The 18,172-nt window shown below is 52.8% G+C and carries 14 protein-coding genes; all 14 read left to right on the plus strand.

Annotated features, from left to right (window positions below):
* The first annotated feature begins 10 nt into the window (after positions 1-10).
* Positions 11-349 carry a nuclear transport factor 2-like protein gene (locus tag IE117_RS04500; RefSeq protein WP_189563123.1) on the plus strand — a complete coding sequence of 113 codons (339 nt, stop codon included), beginning with the start codon at positions 11-13 and terminating at the stop codon, positions 347-349.
* 106 nt (positions 350-455) lie between these two features.
* Positions 456-1,211 (plus strand): DJ-1/PfpI family protein, encoded by a 756-nt coding sequence (locus IE117_RS04505; RefSeq protein WP_189563124.1) that lies wholly within the window; start codon positions 456-458, stop codon positions 1,209-1,211.
* Positions 1,212-1,252: 41 nt separating this feature from the next.
* Entirely contained in the window at positions 1,253-1,966 is a 714-nt protein-coding gene (locus tag IE117_RS04510; protein WP_229580329.1) for an FAD binding domain-containing protein, read from the plus strand.
* Between the two features lie 104 nt (positions 1,967-2,070).
* Positions 2,071-2,637, plus strand: a complete 567-nt coding sequence (locus IE117_RS04515; protein ID WP_189563126.1) for a DJ-1/PfpI family protein — start codon at positions 2,071-2,073, stop codon at positions 2,635-2,637.
* 39 nt (positions 2,638-2,676) lie between these two features.
* Positions 2,677-3,087 (plus strand): VOC family protein, encoded by a 411-nt coding sequence (locus IE117_RS04520; protein WP_189563127.1) that lies wholly within the window; start codon positions 2,677-2,679, stop codon positions 3,085-3,087.
* A gap of 80 nt (positions 3,088-3,167) precedes the next feature.
* Positions 3,168-4,994, plus strand: coding sequence for an AGE family epimerase/isomerase (locus tag IE117_RS04525; protein WP_189563128.1), 1,827 nt, complete (start codon positions 3,168-3,170; stop codon positions 4,992-4,994).
* Between the two features lie 113 nt (positions 4,995-5,107).
* Entirely contained in the window at positions 5,108-5,440 is a 333-nt protein-coding gene (locus tag IE117_RS04530) for an STAS domain-containing protein (RefSeq protein WP_189563129.1), read from the plus strand.
* Entirely contained in the window at positions 5,440-7,635 is a 2,196-nt protein-coding gene (glgX, locus tag IE117_RS04535) for a glycogen debranching protein GlgX (RefSeq protein ID WP_189563130.1), read from the plus strand. The genes IE117_RS04530 and glgX overlap by 1 nt, the downstream gene beginning before the upstream one ends.
* A 179-nt stretch (positions 7,636-7,814) precedes the next feature.
* Positions 7,815-8,150 carry an STAS domain-containing protein gene (locus tag IE117_RS04540; protein ID WP_189563131.1) on the plus strand — a complete coding sequence of 112 codons (336 nt, stop codon included), beginning with the start codon at positions 7,815-7,817 and terminating at the stop codon, positions 8,148-8,150.
* A gap of 139 nt (positions 8,151-8,289) precedes the next feature.
* Complete coding sequence (locus IE117_RS04545) at positions 8,290-8,718, plus strand: ATP-binding protein (RefSeq protein ID WP_189563132.1); 429 nt, start codon at positions 8,290-8,292, stop codon at positions 8,716-8,718.
* 107 nt (positions 8,719-8,825) lie between these two features.
* Positions 8,826-11,963 carry a WD40 repeat domain-containing protein gene (locus tag IE117_RS04550; protein ID WP_189563133.1) on the plus strand — a complete coding sequence of 1,046 codons (3,138 nt, stop codon included), beginning with the start codon at positions 8,826-8,828 and terminating at the stop codon, positions 11,961-11,963.
* Positions 11,964-11,995: 32 nt separating this feature from the next.
* The gene (locus IE117_RS04555) at positions 11,996-14,653 is read left to right on the plus strand and encodes a TonB-dependent receptor plug domain-containing protein (protein WP_189563134.1); all 2,658 of its coding nucleotides are present in this window, start codon (positions 11,996-11,998) and stop codon (positions 14,651-14,653) included.
* A 143-nt stretch (positions 14,654-14,796) separates the two neighbouring features.
* Positions 14,797-15,402 carry a GNAT family N-acetyltransferase gene (locus tag IE117_RS04560; protein ID WP_189563135.1) on the plus strand — a complete coding sequence of 202 codons (606 nt, stop codon included), beginning with the start codon at positions 14,797-14,799 and terminating at the stop codon, positions 15,400-15,402.
* A gap of 204 nt (positions 15,403-15,606) precedes the next feature.
* Positions 15,607-18,138, plus strand: coding sequence for an MFS transporter (locus IE117_RS04565; RefSeq protein ID WP_189563136.1), 2,532 nt, complete (start codon positions 15,607-15,609; stop codon positions 18,136-18,138).
* Positions 18,139-18,172: the final 34 nt, after the last annotated feature.

The following is an 18,172-nucleotide window of genomic DNA, read 5'->3' on the forward strand; positions in this document are numbered from 1 at the left end:
ACATCACGTTATGACCAATCAGGAATTCTACGAAAACCACCTTAAACTGCTGGCAGAAAATGACGCCGATAAGCTGGTAGACCACGACTACCACGACGAAGCTCAAATGGTGTTGCATGTCGCGGACGAGCCCATTGTTCTTACCGGAAAAGAGGCGCTCAAAAAGCAGTTCCGGGATTACCTAGCTTATATCTACAAAGGCTTTGTGTCTACCGAAAAGCTGGCCATCACCGACGACAGCATTTTTCTTGAGGCTACCATCGACACTGCCAACGGCCACTCCAAAGTATATGATGCCCTGTACATGAAAGATGGCAAAATATTCCGCCATTACTCGGGACTTAAATAATATCAATTTGGAATGGGTGATTGAGTGAATAAAAAAGCATTCAACCATCTATTCACTAATTCTAAATTCACTCATTTACTCAACCACTTATTTAAAACCAGAAAAAATGAGCAAGAAAATTCTGATTGTCGCTTCCAATGTGGGTCTTTGGGCTGAGGAACTGCAAGCCCCCTGGGATGCCCTGAAAAAAGCCGGACACGAACTCACCCTGGCCACACCCAAAGGCCTTACACCGCTACCGATGGAGCTGAGCATGGATAAGGATTTCGTCGATCCCATGCAGAACTACCACGTGAATCCCGCCGAAGTGGTGGATCGCTGCAACGAAATCCTGGACAATGGCGAATGGGACAATCCCATTAAGTTGGAGGATGCCAACATGGACGACTACGACACGCTGGTGCTGGTGGGCGGACCCGGTTCCGCGCTCGACATAGTGGGAAACCCCTTCGTGCATCGCCTGTGCGAAGCGGCTTACAAGCAGGGCAAAATAATGGGTGGATTATGCTACGCCGTGGGAGCATTCGTGTGGGCACGGGACGAAGACACGCTGCACCGCAGTATCGCCTACGGCCACAAGCTGGTCGCACACCCTCGCGAGTGGGACTTTACGGGCAACATGAACTACCCCCTGGTTCGGGCTACGGAGGAAAATAAGGGTACTGACATCGTCACACAGGGCTTTGCTTTCCCGCTGGCAGTCATTGTCGAAGATGCCGTCGGCCCCAATGGCCGGGTGTATTCCGACCCGACCGCTAACCGTGAAAAACCACAGGTACATTACGACCACCCGTTTGTCACTGCCTTGTCCGTCGAATCGTCCATCGCTTTTGGCGATAAACTAGTGGAAGTCCTCAATTAATAAACGCTCAAACTATGTACCTCAGGCCTACCCAACCAAGTATGTCACTTCGCCCGCTTTCGCCCGCTGAAACAGCCGTTGAAGTAAACGGTGGCCTGCAGATAGGCGCATCCATGACCATGGAAACACTGGCCCGATTCCCGGCGGCACAAGCGTTTCCGGCATTGCAAATGGCATTGCGTAGTTTGATTGTGTCCAGTGCCCATCGGGAAGCGAAGCTGTGTAACGTTCTGACCGGGGAGGGCGAAGTACAAGGTCTGGCAGCTGCGCTCATTGCACTCGATGCCGAATTGTTCGTGACGGGCCCCATCCGGGAGCGAGCAATCAGCCTGAGGAAGTACTTGTCTTTAGATGGCTTGAAAATAAGTGACGATGAGTCTATTACGGACTTCTTTCTGCCCAAATCTTCGTTGCCTAAATCACAGTCGGGTAGCAAGGAAAGCAGTAACTATCAGTCGGTTGATTATCTCCGTTCCGGTCAGGCACTTTGCGGTGTCGCAGCCTGGGCCCGCAAATCGGGTGAAACTCTGGAGGAAGTACGGCTCGTGCTGGCGGGATGTACCCAGGTTCCCGTCTCTTTGAAGCGGGTTAGTGCTGCCCTGCGCGGCAGGGAAAGTACCCCCAGCCATATCGAAGCCGCCATCAGAAAATTGGGAGAAGAACGCCTGACGCTCTACAACCCCGAACTAACCATGGGGAGCCATCTTTTCAATTTGACCAAAACATTGATCAAGAGAGCCGTGATTATGATCTGAGCAGTGATACAATCATAAGTTTCCTGTTCGCCGCCAACTGCTTAGAAGCGTCCCGCTTGCCCCTTTGCCCCAAAATCCACGTCCTCAAACTACCCTCAACGCATATGAAACTACTAGGAAAAAAAATCGGCGTGCTCTTCGAGGCCGACTACTTCGAAAACGAGATATTTTACTACAAATTCCGCTTTCCCGAAGAAGGTGCCGAGCTGCACTTTCTGACCCGGCTGTGGGGGAATCCGAGCATCACATTTCACGGGCACGAGTACCGCGCGCCGATGGAGTGTAACGAGAGTTTCGAGAATATGAGCGACGAAGAGCTTCGTAGCTACGATGCCATCATTGTCCCGTCGGGCATGGTGTCCGACCGGCTGCGCTATACGGAGGATGTCGAGAAAATCCCGCCCGCAACCGAGTTCCTGAAGCGCGCCTTTGCCGAGCCGGGCATTTTGAAGGGAATCATCTGTCACGGCTTATGGCTGACTGCTCCGGCAACCGAACTTGTGAAGGGGCGCCCGCTGGTGTGCCACAACAATCTGATCGGCGATGCCAAAGCTTACGGCGCGATTTATACCAACGAAGACGTCGTCGTGGATGGCGATCTGGTCACGGGCCGCTCGGGTGGTCACGCGCATCTGTTCGCTAGTAAGATCATTGAAATACTATCGAAGTAAACCCTCTGAGAAACAGATACCAATCAAAAACCTTCCACCATGAAAGCGTCATTTTTTCACATAGCCGTCACTGTTAAAGATTTGAAAAAATTTGAGACATTTTATGCCAAACACTTCGGCTTTTTCCGGGCGCGGGTCATCGATTTAGGCGACGATGCCGAACTGGTTTTTCTCAAAAATGATGAGGGCTTCTATCTGGAAGTATTCCCTCCCGAAGAAGAAAGGCCCTGCGAAATGGCCGGGGCCGACGGCCCGCATTATCCCGGCCTGCGCCACATTGCTTTTCAGGTAGAAGACGTGGATGCCAAATTGGAAGAAATGGGAGAGGACGCCGTCCTCAGCTTGGGCCCGCTCCGTTTTGACGATTTCATCCCCGGCTGGAAAACCGCCTGGCTCAAAGATCCGGAAGGGAATATCGTAGAGATTACACAAGGCTATAAAGATAGCTGACCGAAATTCTGCCAGTACCCAAGTACTTGGTCTCCCCATCATAAACTCCTGAACTTTAAACTTTAAACTCAAAAAACGTTATGAAAATTGACTTCACCTTTTCAGATACCATCGCGGGTTATGTGACCGAATACAAACCGGACGAACATTGGTTCTCGCTCGAAACTTCCGACGGCCGGCCGTTCAAGGTCAACATGACGCCCTCGCTCTATGCCCGCACTACGCGAAACCTGACCGAGGGGTATCAGGATGCATCTGGGCAGATGAACGAACTCTTGTCAAGTAAGGGACAGCACGTATTTGTGTACGGAACTTTCTATCCCGGGCAGGAAACCGAGGATAACGTTTTTGAGGGGCAGTGGATCATATTTCCCGGTCACAAGGCGGGCGAGTACCGCCATGAAGAGCCCAATTGGTGGATCGAGCAGATCAGATCGTTGGGAACAAGCTATCTGAAATGGCAATTTGACTACCCCAAGGAGCGGATCAATTACAACAACTACCGTACGATGCTGAATCTGGCGGGTACGAAGCATGGTGATTTTCTGCAGGAGACCGACACAATTTCCCGCATGGTGTACGGTCTGGCGTCGGCCTATATGCTGACAGGGCAGGACGAGTTTCTGGAAGGTGCCGAACTGGGTACTGAGTACCTGCGCGAGCACATGCGCTTCTTCGACCAGGACGACGACCTGGTTTACTGGTACCACGGCCTGAAAGTGGAAGGCCAAAAGGAAACCAAATTGCTGACTTCCGAATTCGGCGACGACCTGGATTCCATTCCGATGTACGAGCAGATCTACGCTCTGGCCGGCCCCACCCAAACCTACCGCCTGACGGGCGATGCCCGCATCCGCTACGACATCGACAAGACGCTCGAATTATTCGAAAAGTACTATAAAGACCACGATGGCGAAGGGTACTACTCGCACATACACCCGATTTCGCTGAGCGCCAAGGAAGAGTCACTTGCCCACAACATGGCCCGCAAAAACTGGAACTCTGTCGGCGACCACGCTCCGGCTTACCTGATCAACCTGTATCTGGCGACGGGCGAACAAGCTCATGCTGATTTTCTGGAATATACGTTCGACACCATCACGAAATACTTCCCTGATTACGAAAACAGTCCCTTCGTGCAGGAGAAATTCTTCGACGATTGGAGCAAGGACCAAAGCTGGGGCTGGCAGCAGAACCGCGCCGTGGCGGGTCACAACCTCAAAATCGCCTGGAACCTTATGCGGATGCAGTCGCTGAAATACAAGGAGTCGTACCAGGAGTTTGCTGAGAAGATCGCAGAACTCATGCCCGACGCAGGTTCTGACCGGCAACGCGGTGGCTGGTACGACGTGGTAGAGCGTGAGACCATGGTCAATGGCCACAACCAGTTTGTGTGGCACGACCGCAAGGCGTGGTGGCAGCAGGAGCAGGCCATATTGGCCTACATGATTATGCAGGGAATCGACGGCAAGGAAGAATACCAGAAGCATGCCCGCGAGGCGGCTGCTTTCTACAATGCTTTCTTCCTGGATACGGACGACGGCGGGGTGTACTTCAATGTCTTCGCCAACGGGATGCCCTACCTGCTGGGCACCGAGCGCTTCAAGGGGAGCCACTCGATGAGTGCTTACCACAGCATGGAGCTCTGCTTCCTGTCTACGGTATACGTCAATCTGCTCATCACCAAGACGCCCACCTACTTCTACTTCAAGCCCTATCCAAATGCCTTCGAGAACGGCATTCTGCGCGTATCGCCCGACATCTTGCCCGAAGGGAGTATAAGCATCACCGAATGCTATATCAATGACGAGCCCTACGATAACTACGATGCTGAAAAACTGACCGTTACGCTGCCCAAAGGTGAAGAGCAAGTGCGCGTGAAAGTACTGTTAACGCCGAAAAAGTAAGTACAATTCAAAGTTCTGGGTTCTTAGTTCGGAAATATAGAACAGATGAACAGAGAACGGTACCAAACTGCTAGAACTAAGAACGTAGAACCACGAACCAAGAACGATTTATCATGAAAGTTAACATCAAAACCATAAAAGACATCACTGTCATTGAGGCCGAGGGCAACATCGACAGCCGCACCGCCGGGGATTTCGAGAAAGCCACTGTTGACGCCACTCAGGGCGAAGACAAGGTCATCATTGACCTTTCTCAGGTAGAATTCCTCTCGAGTGCCGGGCTCCGCTCACTGCTCATGCTCTACCGACAAGTGAAAGCCCGCAACGGTAAGATCGTCCTCGTTGGGGTTTCGGAGGAAATCCAGGACGTGATGGAAAACACGGGCTTCATCAATTTCTTCACCCTAACCGAGCTTCTCGAAGACGGTGTAAAAGAACTCAGCTAATGGCAACTGCAAAAGCAAAAACGACTAAGGCAAAGACCAAAGCCGCCCCGGTGGAAACCGCCATACTCGATAAGAGTATCACCGACATACGGATCGACTACTACCCAACGCACGAGCATGAAGGGGTGAAGTTCCGGCGGGGGCACGCCATGCCCTTCGGAGCCACCACGGTGCCGAATGGTGTCAATTTCAGCATCAGCTCCAGCGCGGCCACGGCCTGCACACTTGTGCTGTTCGACCGGGGCGCAGACAAGCCTTTCGTAGAAATTCCTTTTCCCGACGAATTTCGGGTGGGCGACGTGTACTGTATGATCGTCTTCGACCTTGATGTGGAGCGGCTGGAATACGGCTACCGCATGGACGGGCCTTTTGCCCCGGAATTGGGGCATCGCTTTGACAAGAGTGTCATCCTGAGCGATCCCTACGCCCGCTCCCTCGGGGGGCGCGATACCTGGCTGGCCGAACCCAACTGGGACGATGTATATCCTTACCGCTCGCGGCTGGCGTTCGAAGACTTCGACTGGGAAAACGACCACCCGTTGGAATATCCGATCGAAGACCTGGTGATTTACGAAATGCACGTGCGGGCTTTTACCAAGCACGAAAACGCCAAGGTGAAAAACGGTGGTACTTTTAGCGCCATCAAGCAGAAGATAAAGTACCTCAAAGAATTGGGTGTCAACTGTATTGAACTGATGCCGATCTATGAGTACGATGAATGGGAGAACAGTAAGCCCAACCCCGTAACGGGCGAAATGCTCGTCAATTTCTGGGGATATAGTACTGTAAACTTCTTCTCGCCCAAGGCAGGCTACGCCGCCACCGGAAAGTTCGGAATGCAGGTGGACGAGTTAAAAACGGTCATCAAAGAACTGCATAAAAACGGCATCGAGGTCATACTGGATGTGGTGTTCAACCATACCGCCGAGGGCGATCACCGGGGGCATACGATTTCGTTCCGGGGCATTGACAACAAGACCTACTACATGCTCACCCCCGAGGGGTACTATTTCAATTTTTCGGGAACGGGCAACACCCTCAATTGCAACAATCCCGTAGTGCGCGACATGGTACTTGACTGCCTGCGCTACTGGGCCGCCGACTACCACATCGACGGCTTCCGCTTTGACCTGGCTGCCATCCTGGGCCGGGCGCAGGACGGCAGTCCGCTGAGCAACCCACCATTGCTCGAGTCGCTGGCCTACGATCCTATTCTGGCCAAATGCAAGCTCATCGCCGAAGCCTGGGACGCAGGCGGACTGTACCAGGTGGGTACCTTCCCTGCGTACGGTCGCTGGGCCGAATGGAATGGAAAGTACCGCGATACGCTCCGCAAGTTCCTGAAAGGTGACGAAGGGCAAATCGGCGAGATGGTGCAGCGTATTCAGGGTTCGCCTGACCTCTACTACTACCGGGGACCTACCGCGAGCATCAATTTCATCACCTGTCACGATGGTTTCACGCTTTACGACACTTTCGCTTACAACGAAAAGCACAATGAGGCCAACGCTGAGGACAACCGCGACGGCGCCAACGACAACAATTCCTGGAACTGCGGGGCCGAGGGCGAAACCGACGACATCGAAATCAATTTTCTCCGTCGCAAGCAGATCAAGAATGCGCTGGCTATCCTGCTTGTGAGCCAGGGCGTGCCGATGATCCTGATGGGTGACGAAATGGGCCGCACCAAGCAAGGGAATAACAACACCTATTGCCACGATAACGAGCTCAACTGGCTCGACTGGTCGCTTCTGAAAAAAAATCAACATCTGTTCGAGTTCACCCAGAGTCTGATTCGCTTCCGCAAAGCGCATCCGGTACTACGCAGTTCCACGCATTTCACGCATACCGACTACGTGGGCAGCGGCTACCAGGATATCAGCTTCCACGGTACCAATGCCTGGGCGTTGGATGGCTCCCCCGGCAGCCGCTCCTTTGCCTTCATGCTCGACGGCGAACACGCCAAGCAGGGCGCAATCAAGGACGACACGATCTACGTCGCCATGAATATGTACTGGGAGGGGCTGTCCTTCGACTTGCCGCCGCTTAGCAATGGCCGCCAGTGGCACGTGTTCGTGAACACCGATATGCCCGAAAAGGAAGCCGTCAACACCTTAGGCAAAGAACCCCGTACCGATAGCCAGAGTCACGTGCTGGTCGGGCCGAGATCGGTGATGATTTTGGTGGGGAAGTAGGTGGCTGTTGGCAGTCGGCTACCTGGAACCAGCCCATCAGAGATGATTTATTTGAACGAAATGCATTTACCATCCTCCAAAAATTAATTTCAAATTTCAGTCTAAACAAGCCGATGGCCGAAAGCCGATAGCTGACAGCCCAAGGCATACTCTTTCAAAAAACCAAACGCCAAAAAACTATGAGCTTTTCAATAAAATCAGATGTAAAGGACGCGCCCGAATCCGGCAAAGTAGCTACAATCTATCTGGAAGGTGAGCTGGACTCGCTTTCGGCCCGCTTGTTTCAGAAGGAGATCGAGAAAGTGGCCATAGAGTCGCCCAAAGATCTGGTGCTGGACATGGAGAAACTGACCTTTATGGCTTCGGCCGGGCTGAGGGTTTTGATTTTTTCCAAACAAAAAATCGGCCCCTCGCTCAATATCTTCCTCGTCAAGCCGCAACAGCCCATCGTGGACACCCTCGAACATACCGGCCTTCTCCATAGCGTCACGGTTGTGGAAAAGTACCCGGCCTGACAGGCCAGGAGCGGAGGAAACCAATGGCCGCCGACCCAACCCTGTGGTGTCGGCGGATATACTTCTCTTTTTCAAGGACCAGAGTGCATGCCGGGCCGTCGCTGCGGCAACTGTAATAAAGGTACTTTCGACAAAAACAATGAATTCAAAAACCTTCCCCGGCACGGTCGAATCCATCGATCTCATCCGGCACTACATCTCGGAAATCGCCCAAAGTGCGGGACTCGATAAAAAGTCCAGTTACAACCTCAAGCTGGCTGCCGACGAAATAGCAACCAACATCGTGTTGTACGGCTACGAAGAGCCGGGGCTGGAAGGAAATATTGAAGTGCTGGACGAGCAAACAGAAGAAGCGCTCACGGTCATTTTTGAAGATACCTCTGCCCCCTTTGATCCACTCGCCCGCGAGCTTCCCGACGAAGAGGACCTGACCAAGCCGCTGGAAGAGCGGCAGATCGGTGGCCTCGGTATCTTCCTGACAGTAAAAGGTGTCGACGATTTCAGCTACGAAAGGGTAGGGGAGAAGAATCGTAACATTTTTAAAATGCTGAAAGGGCGAGTTTCTTAGTCTATGCTATACTTAAATGATTCACTGTGAGTACTTTCCATCCCAAATAAACTACATATTCTCCCTGTCTTTAAAACTACCCAAGTCCACAAATCCAGAATAAAAAAATGCCCCGCTACGCCAACCCCTTTCCCGGTCTAAGGAGTTTCGAGTCGCAGGATTCAGAATTGTTTTTTGGCCGGGAAAGTCACATCAGAGAACTTCGCATCAAGCTGTCGATGAATCGTTTCCTGGCGATCGTGGCTTCTTCCGGCAGTGGCAAATCATCCTTAATTAAAGCGGGTCTTATTCCTTCGCTGCACAGCGATAAGCTGAGTGGCACGGCGCACGATAGCTGGAGCGTGATTCTTTTCAAGCCTGGCGCGACCCCGATTCGCTCACTGGCCCAGGCTTTGCAAAAACATTTGTACGGCTCGGAAGACGGCTATCAGGATTTAGCCGAGCGAATTAAGGAGAATCCCCGTGTGGTGTACGGGCTTTTCAAAGAACTTGCGGGAAATAACATCCTGCTGGTGATCGACCAGTTTGAGGAGGTTTTTCGCTACGCACAGCCTGACGACGAAATCCACTATTCCGGAGCTACGGCGCAACTTATCGCGCTGATCATGGATATGATCGTGCAGCCGAACAGTCCGATATACGTCGTGCTGACCATGCGCTCCGACTACCTCGACGAGTGCACCAATTATCCGGGTTTTACCGAGGTGATCAACCGGGGGTACTACCTTTTACCCAAAATGAATCCGGCGGAAATCCGGCATGCCATCACAAAACCCATCGAGTTGAGGGGGGCCACAATCGCCCCGACCCTGACCGATCGGCTGGTGGCGGAAATAGGTGGTAGTTTTGACCATCTGCCTATTATGCAGCACGCATTGATGCGCACCTGGGACCACTGGGAAAGCCAGGAAGCGGAAAAGCCGATCGACGAAAGTCATTACGATGCAATCGGCACGATGCAGGAAGCTATTTCGCGCCACGCTGAGGAAATCTACCACGGGCTATCGGATGACAAATGCCGTCTGGCGACCGAAAAAATCTTCAAGTCACTCGTTGTGCTCGCCCCGGGCGACATCGGCGTGATGCGGCCCACCCGGCTGCAGAAAATCGTTCGGGTATCGGGCATGGAGCGGGAGTTACTCACAGAAGTCATCAACCGCTTTCGGCAGCAGGGCTCATCATTCCTGACGCCATCCTATACGCAGCGGATCGATCTGGAATCTTTCATCGATATCTCGCTGGAAAAAATCACGACGATGTGGGAACGGCTGCGTGGCTGGATCACCGAAGAGACCGAATCGGCCAAGCTGTACCGGAAAATGGGCACCGCGGCGGAGTTGAATCAGGCCGGAAAAACGGGGCTACTCGTCAATCCTGAGCTGCAATTGGGTATTCAGTGGTTGCGCGACGAACAACCCACGCTGGAATGGGCCGAGAAGTACGACCCTTACTTCGAGAGGGTTATCAATTATCTGGAGCATAGCAGGGTTCAGCACGAAAACACCATAAAAAACAACGAAGACCGGCAAAAGCGGGAACTGAAAAGGGCTCGTTATTTTGCAATTGTCATGGGGGGGGCCTCACTGCTTTCGTTGCTTTTTCTGGTGATCTCGCTGGTACTGCGCTACGACGCCGAACAGAGCCGTAAGCAGTCGCTGGAAAAAGAAAAACAGGCCATGCTGGAGCGGATTCGGGCCGAGGAACAGACGAAAGAATCCATTTCACAAAAAAAGATTGCCGAACAGCAGGAGATTATCGCCGAGCAGCAGCGCCGCCTGACCGAGGAACAGCGCTCCATCGCCGTGCGGGAGCAGCGCCTGGCTGAGGTAAAGCGGATTGAGGCAGAAATTGCCAAACAGATCGCCGAAATTGAAAAGGTAAAGGCCGACTCCGCCCAACGGCGGGCCGAAATGCAAAAAGACCTGGCCGTAAAATCCAAGGCTCTGGCCGACCTGCTGCGCATCCAGGCCGATTCGTCACGCCGCGAGGCTCAAATCTCGCAGCAGGACGCCGAGCAGCAACGGGCGCGGGCTGTCGCCCGCTCGGTGGCCATTCAGTCATATCAGATGACGGACAACGGCCAGGACGCCCTACCTGCATTACTTGCCGCTCAGGCTTTTCGTTTCAACCTCCGCACGGGCGGGCAAAAGGACAACCCGGAAATTTTCAAGGCGCTATCCAAAGCGGCTGATGCCAAAACAGTGCTACGCTGGCACAACGGCATGGTACGCAGCATAATCCAAAAGCCGGGCGGCGCAGCTTACGCTTCCACGGGGGACGACGGCACGGTGAAGGTATGGAGTGCTGACCTGACCGGGCAACCGGGCGTGAAGTCCTATGCCACCAATGACAAAGGTCAGGTTTCGCTGCGTTCGCTGGCCTTTTCGGGAAGTGGAGACAAGGTGTTTGCCGGGAGCGCAACCGGCAAGATATATGACTGGTCTACCAGCGGGTTGCTCAGCGTGCCCAATGCCATTCAGGCGCATCGGGGTGTCGTCAATAGTCTTCTGGTCAATAAGGCAACTTCTCAGCTCATCAGCATCAGTGGCGATGGAAACCTGCGCACCTGGAAAATATTACCTAATGGGCTGGATTCGCTGCAAAACATCCACTCTGACATACCGATTTTTTGCGCCCGGATTACGCCCGATGGCAAGCGCCTCGCCTGCGGGGCGGACAATGGCCGGGTGGTGATTTTCAATTTGCAGAATCTGAACGAAGAGCCTGTTTCCTTCAACTACTACGGATTCGGCAATCGGGTCACGGCCCTGGCCTTTGATCCCGACGGCACGCACCTGATTACCGGCAATTCTTCCGGCTCGCTTTACCGCTGGGATTTTGAAAAAAACGGGATTGGCCGCATTGGTCTGCCGCTATCGGGGAGGCATACATCACCTGTAAACGACATCACTTTCTCGCACGACGGGAAACTACTGGCCTCATGCAGCTACGACTGGACGGTGCGCCTCTGGAACTACGCCAGCATTCTGAATCGGCAGGTGCAGCCTATCGTGCTGGATGATTTCGACACATGGGTTTTTGGCATCACCTTCTCGAGGGATGGTAAAAGGCTCATTGCCGGTGGAGCTGATCGCACCATACGCTCCTGGCAGGTCGATCCGGACGAACTGTATCAGAAAGTACTGGAAAAGGCTAACCGGGATATGACCATTGATGAATGGAATCGGTTCATCGGCAAGGATATTCCCTATGAGAAGGCAGTGAAAAGCGAAGCGGTGCAGTAATAGAATTGAGGAGTTTATGCGTCCATTAGTCTATGAGTTTTACTTTGAATTATAAAAGGTACATAACCGACTGGTTTGGAAAAGGGGAATTGCTTTGCATTTCGACCTTTTTCGCACTGGCATTTATGCTTTCGCCAGCGGCGGTGCGAGCGCAGAATTCTTGCGACCAGTCCATTCTGCTGCCCGAGGCAGAGAAGCGGTACGCGACCGGTAATTTTGACGAACTTCTGGCGGCTTTGATCCCGTGCATTGACAACGGGTTCAACGAAAACGGGAAGGTGCAAGCTTATAAAATACTGGTAAATACGTACCTGGCTCTTGATTCTGTAAGCAAAGCAACGGATGTTATCAACAAAATCCTGATCATCAATCCACAGTTCGAGCCCGATTTTTCAGCCTCTGACCAGTTCAAGACTTTAGTACAGGATATGAAAGATTTGCAGGAAAAAATTCTGGAAATCACCTCGGTATCCAAGAAGGCAGAGAACCTGCTGCAGGTACCAGCGACCGTGATGGTGCTGACTGAAAAGGATATCGTGCAGCGCGGCTACCAGAGTCTGGAACAAATGCTGCACGATCTGCCGGGCTTCGACATCGCCAAAGGCAACGGGCCCGGCTACTCCTACTTCTACCAACGTGGCTACCGGGCTGTTTCCAACGACCGTATCCTGCTCCTGATCGATGGCGTGGAGGAGAATGATCTGGTTTCCAATAACATTCCCATCTCGCGCCAGTACCCGATTGCCGATGTGGCGCGCGTAGAGGTGATTTACGGTCCGGCTTCCACCCTGTATGGAGCCAATGCTTTCTCCGGAGTAATCAATGTAATCACGAAGAACTACCTCAAAAATACGGGTACTAATAAAAAGCTTTCCTTCACCGGACAGACGCGCGGCGGTACCTGGAACACGCGGTACCTGGACGGAATCTTGACGGGCAAGACTAAGGATGTGGCTGTGTCCGTCATTGGGCGGTACTTCCGTTCCGACGAAATGGATCTATCGCGCAACTACGATACCTGGAATTACGACCCCAGGACGCCCGACCAATACAACGGCGTTTTGGATATTCAGGGGCAAGCGGCCAACAACTACCTCATCAGTAGCGGCCTCGCTACCAAATTCCCGAACAGTAATCTCTATACCGTCGATCGCGCTGCGAGCGGCGAAGCCACGGCCATCCGGTTGACCCCCGAAGGGCGGGAAAAGGCCGCTGAGTTAGATAATCAAGGCGTATTTGCCAGCATGGTGACGGGTGAGCCCGTACAGTTTGACAACCAGACTTCGGATTTCTTTGTACGGGTCAAAGTGGAGTTCAAGGAGCTCACCTTATCAGGATATAGCTGGAAAACCAACGAAGGCGCCACGCCCTGGTACACCAACAAGTCACGGCTGTCGGCCCCCGACCACTCCCGCTGGATAACGGCCAACAATGCGTTTTCAAGCATTTATAACAAAACATTCAGCGAAAGATTTCAGGTACTGAACATCACTTCTTTCAAAATTCACGAGATCGAGGGCGGAACCAACCTGGCCTCCTACGCGGGATATTACAATAAAAGTTACTCGATTCTGGACCTGGCCAATAGCCGGATGCCCAGCACATCCACCCAGTATTTCTATCGCTACTCGAATCAGCTGAGAAACGAACTGCGCTATTTCCTGACAGCCTCTCCCCGATTCGAAATCAGCGGCGGAGTCGAAATCCGGGCCAGCTACATTCAGGGCGACTACATTCGCTCGTCCCTGGCATATCCCGACGAAACGGGCTATCTGGGCGACTCTATTCTGGGAGGCAACAATTACCGCAGCTACGATCTGGGGCTTTATTCGCAGGCAACCTACCGTCCGGTGAGCTACCTGAAACTAGTGGGAGGTTTGCGGCTCGACAACAACCGGATCCGCAACCTGGGGGGCTATGGTACCGTGCTGAATCCCCGCCTGGCGGCCATATACATCAAAGGCAAGTACATTTTCAAAGCTATTTATGCCACGGCCTTCAAAGACGCCTCTAATCTGCAGAAGTACGGTACCGCCCCCGATCGCCAGCTCAATAACCCCCGTCTGCAGCCTGAACGGGTGCAGAACGTGGAAGTGAGTGCCAACGTCAAAGTGAATAAGGATTTGATGTTCAGCGCGGTGGCGTATCGGGCGGCATACAGTAACGTGATCGGCACGGCGCGAGTGCAACTACCCGATGGCAGCACCACTTCGCAGTTTCAGCCACTGGGCCGACAACTGATATACGGTGTGCAGGGCGAGGGCTCCTACAAAATCAACAACCTCAGTTTGTGGGGGAATTTTACCTTCACCAACCCAACGGACCTGGAAACCAACCAGCGAATCAGCGATATTGCCGACTTTCAGTTCAACCTTGGCGGCAATTATCAGATTACCGAAAAACTGGGGGCCAACCTGACTGCCAACTTCGTAGGCGCCCGGAAAACCGGCATTGGTACTTTTGGCAGTAATAACCCCATCACCCGATTCGACCCTTCGCTGATACTGAACTCGACTATCACCTACCAAAACATCGTGCGGGGAATTTCCCTGCAACTGACGGTCAATAACATAGCAGACACCGAATATTTCTTTCCCGGTGTCCGGTCCGCCGACGGAACCACCTTTGCCTCCCGTTTTCCGCAGGAAAGACGGTATGTGTCGGTGGGAGTATTGTTTAATCTGGAATAACCGGAAGGGTGAAGACACGCAGGAAGGGGACACTCTTCAGCTACATTTTCCTTTCAGAAAGAGGCGATTGCCTCCATTCAAAAAATTCAGCCTTTATGACCTATCCAGCCCATCACACTATCTCAACGTTTAAAAACTTTAACATGAATCGCCCTCATTCGCCATTTTCCCTCGGAACGCCGGGATCTGCCAACCAGCGGCAGGAGTCGCTGGTGCACCGAAACCTGCCCCAGCTGATACTCAAGGAAGTAGACTACCCGGAGCGGATCATCGACATCGGGCAGTTCAGGATACAAGGCTGGCGGAATGAAAAGGGGGTCGATCCTGACTTTTTCGCCCAAAAAACCTGGCTTGATGATTTGGATCAAACGGCCCGGCACTGGGTCGTGATGGATGAATTGGATATCGTGGCCGCCGCCCGGCTTAGTTTCCATGGGTCGCTGGCCGATGTTCCTTACGCGGACATGCTCACGCCGGAGCAAATCGAGCATTTTGAAAACAGGAAAGTAGCCTCCCTCAACCGACTGGTGGTTTTGCCCGAATACCGCGGGCAGGGTCTGGCGGGACGGCTCGATCAGATCAGAATAGAAATGGCCAGGGTTAAGGGGGCGGAAGTCATTATTGCGTTTCCTCAGCTTGTTCGTATCGAATCGCTCCGGAAGTTAGGTTTCGAGCTATTGGCTGAACTGCCAAGCATACCCGAAATGCCCGACCGACCTTTTTTCCTGATGAAGAAGAATCTGGTTTAGGGTGCAATGTGTCGAGCTAAAGCCGCTGATATCAGGATTTTCTTTCAGCGCTGTCAATGGGTGTTTCATATGCTGATTCCCCGGCCGATCAACGCTTAATCTCTCAACGTCTCAACTCTAAACAACTAAACAAAAACAAACCTGCAAGCCCAAAAAATATATCGCCTGTTAGACCTTAAGAAGGGAGAAGAAAAAACCGTCGGCTTGTTTGTCGGTTACTCGTTCTGTATGGGAGTGGCCGTTGCCATTTTCTACACGGCTACTACCTCGCTTTTCCTGATTTCTTTTGAACGAACCATGCTGCCCAAGGCCTACATCGCAGGCGGTTTGGTCGTATACGGGCTGGGGGTTGTGACAAACTACGTTCAGCGAAAAATTCAGTTCTCCAAGCTGGCGAACGGTCTCATTTATTTTCTGATGCTATCCGTGACGGGATTGCTGGTGACGTACCAGTTTAGCGATATCAAGTGGCTGATTTTCTTCCTCTTTGTTTGGAACCGCGTTTTTGTCTTTGTCAACGGCATCACCTTCTGGTCCACTGCTTCCAAAATATTCGATATTCAACAGGCCAAGCGTTTGTATGGGCTCATCAGCACGGGGGAGGTAGTTTCTTCCATTCTGAGTTTTTTTTCTGTACCGCTTCTGCTCCAATTCCTGGCCACGGACCAGCTGTTGTACATCGTGGCGGTGGCGGTAGTTGGCTGCATCGTGCTCATGCGACTGATCGTCCGGCGGTTTTCCAGACAGCTTTCGGTAATAAAGGAAACCCCGAAGGAGAACGCAGAAACCGCTGCTGCCGATGACACGAGCAGCTGGCGTACTTTCCTGTCTAACCCCTACTACCTGCTGGTGTTTTTGCTGGCGATGATGCCCGTGGTGGGTCTGTTCTTTGTGGATTTCATGTTCGCGGTAGAATCCAAAAACGTGTTTCCTGACAAAGAGTTGCTGGCGGGATTTCTGGGTACATTTTTTGGCTTTTGTGCTTTGCTGGAGATTTTGATCAAAACTGTGCTGTACAACAAAGTCATCAGCAAGTTCGGCCTAACGCTCGGTATCTCACTGTTGCCAATTACGCTACTGTTCAGTTTGGGGTTGGCAGTGGGCTACGGCACGATCTACGGCACCACGGCTTTATTCTTTGCTTTCATCGTGCTTAGCCGGTTTTTCATGAGTTCGGTGCGTAAGTCGGTGAACGAGCCGTCTTTTCAAGTTCTGATGCAACCGATCCCCGGTCCGGAGCGTGCCAATGTACAGAGCCGCATCGAGGGCGGCCCGAAGGCCTTGGGTAATATCGTGCCGGGCGTTATCCTTTTGATTCTTACCAGCATGCCCTTTATTGGTACGGTGCAAATCGCCGCCTTCTTTCTGCTGATTCTGGCGGGCTGGGTGTATTTGTCGATGAAAGTACAAAACCAGTACCGAACCGTGCTGCGTGCCACCCTGGAGAAGCCCGCTACCGGCTTGGAGCCAATGGGTGATCGGGCTGACCCGGTTTCCGCACCGCTTCCGGATGACGGCGATGCTTATCTGGAGCTGGCGAAGCGGGTAGCTGCCCGAAAAAAATCGACGCTGAACTACGAGCGGAGCAGCTTTGACTTTATTCTGAAACTGACAAATTCGGCGCGCGAACATGATCGTGTTCTGGCGGCTCAGATGCTGGGCGAATCGGGGCGTTACTACGCTTTTCGCTACCTGATGCAGCTCATCAACGATGAGTCCACGGACGTGAAGAACGCGGCCTTGATTGCTGCCGGATCGGTGCGCAGCGCCGAACTATGGCCTCTGGTGATTGCCCATCTTGACTCGGAGCGCTCGCATGAAGCGGCGGCGTACGGCCTGCTGGGTTCGGGCGAAGGGAGCGGCCGCGACGCCATGGTGCGGGAGTTGGCCCGGAGTTTCGACCGGGCGTCGGGAAGCCCCCGACTGCAAATTCGGCTGATCCGGCTCATCCGACAGATTGGTGGTGTGAAAGCAACCAAAGTCCTGCGTCCGGCGATGCAACATCCCGAAGCAGAAATCCGGGATGAAGTTTATGAAGCCCTGACGCACCTCGGCTATCGGGTGACGCTCACGGAACGCAGTGGGGTGGCGGCCGAAATCGACGCCCGCATCGGCCTGCTGGTATGGGTGCTGGCCGCACAGCATGATTTAGAAAACTACCCATCAGATTCGCCGATTCAAACTACCCTGGAGAGCGAAAAGCGTAAGATTTTACCTAAAATTTTTACCCTGCTTTCCCTGCTGCCGGGTGGGCAGCGTTTCGACGATCTGTGCAGTTTGCTTCTGGATAACAACCAGGAAACCTTTGGGTACTTGCTGGAAGTAGTGAATATGACCCTGCCCGAATCCTGGAAAGACAAACTTATTCCGCTATTTGAAGAGCAGCCCCTGGCTGAAAAATTGAAGCGTAGTGCTGAGTCTTACCCCCAAAATCAGTTCTCCCCGGATGAGCGGTTGAAAGATATCGCCAATAATCATTTTTCCCGAATCTCAGCCAATCTCCGGGCCACCGCCCTCGAAGCTCTGGCCCAAAGCGGAGCGGACCACACGATTACGCTGGCCGCACACGCTGTCTCACCGGAGGCTGTCATTGCTGAAACCGCCCTTCGTGCCCTGTACCAGCAGAATCCCGGACGATATCGGGATATACGCCTGGTCATGAAGGCACAGGACGATACGTTTCATCTGATGATTTGTCAAAAAATTGAGAAAACAGAATATTTAACGGCCTCATAGATAAAGGGATAGTTTGCCGTAACGGCAGCCTGTA

Source organism: Persicitalea jodogahamensis (assembly GCF_014651615.1).
Lineage (GTDB): Bacteria > Bacteroidota > Bacteroidia > Cytophagales > Spirosomataceae > Persicitalea > Persicitalea jodogahamensis.

Excerpts from the sequence above, each read along its gene's own strand:
- IE117_RS04500 (WP_189563123.1), top strand. The coding sequence starts at position 11 with ATGACCAATCAGGAATTCTACGAAAACCACCTTAAACTGCTGGCAGAA.
- IE117_RS04505 (WP_189563124.1), top strand. The coding sequence starts at position 456 with ATGAGCAAGAAAATTCTGATTGTCGCTTCCAATGTGGGTCTTTGGGCT.
- IE117_RS04510 (WP_229580329.1), top strand. The coding sequence starts at position 1,253 with ATGTCACTTCGCCCGCTTTCGCCCGCTGAAACAGCCGTTGAAGTAAAC.
- IE117_RS04515 (WP_189563126.1), top strand. The coding sequence starts at position 2,071 with ATGAAACTACTAGGAAAAAAAATCGGCGTGCTCTTCGAGGCCGACTAC.
- IE117_RS04520 (WP_189563127.1), top strand. The coding sequence starts at position 2,677 with ATGAAAGCGTCATTTTTTCACATAGCCGTCACTGTTAAAGATTTGAAA.
- IE117_RS04525 (WP_189563128.1), top strand. The coding sequence starts at position 3,168 with ATGAAAATTGACTTCACCTTTTCAGATACCATCGCGGGTTATGTGACC.
- IE117_RS04530 (WP_189563129.1), top strand. The coding sequence starts at position 5,108 with ATGAAAGTTAACATCAAAACCATAAAAGACATCACTGTCATTGAGGCC.
- glgX (WP_189563130.1), top strand. The coding sequence starts at position 5,440 with ATGGCAACTGCAAAAGCAAAAACGACTAAGGCAAAGACCAAAGCCGCC.
- IE117_RS04540 (WP_189563131.1), top strand. The coding sequence starts at position 7,815 with ATGAGCTTTTCAATAAAATCAGATGTAAAGGACGCGCCCGAATCCGGC.
- IE117_RS04545 (WP_189563132.1), top strand. The coding sequence starts at position 8,290 with ATGAATTCAAAAACCTTCCCCGGCACGGTCGAATCCATCGATCTCATC.
- IE117_RS04550 (WP_189563133.1), top strand. The coding sequence starts at position 8,826 with ATGCCCCGCTACGCCAACCCCTTTCCCGGTCTAAGGAGTTTCGAGTCG.
- IE117_RS04555 (WP_189563134.1), top strand. The coding sequence starts at position 11,996 with ATGAGTTTTACTTTGAATTATAAAAGGTACATAACCGACTGGTTTGGA.
- IE117_RS04560 (WP_189563135.1), top strand. The coding sequence starts at position 14,797 with ATGAATCGCCCTCATTCGCCATTTTCCCTCGGAACGCCGGGATCTGCC.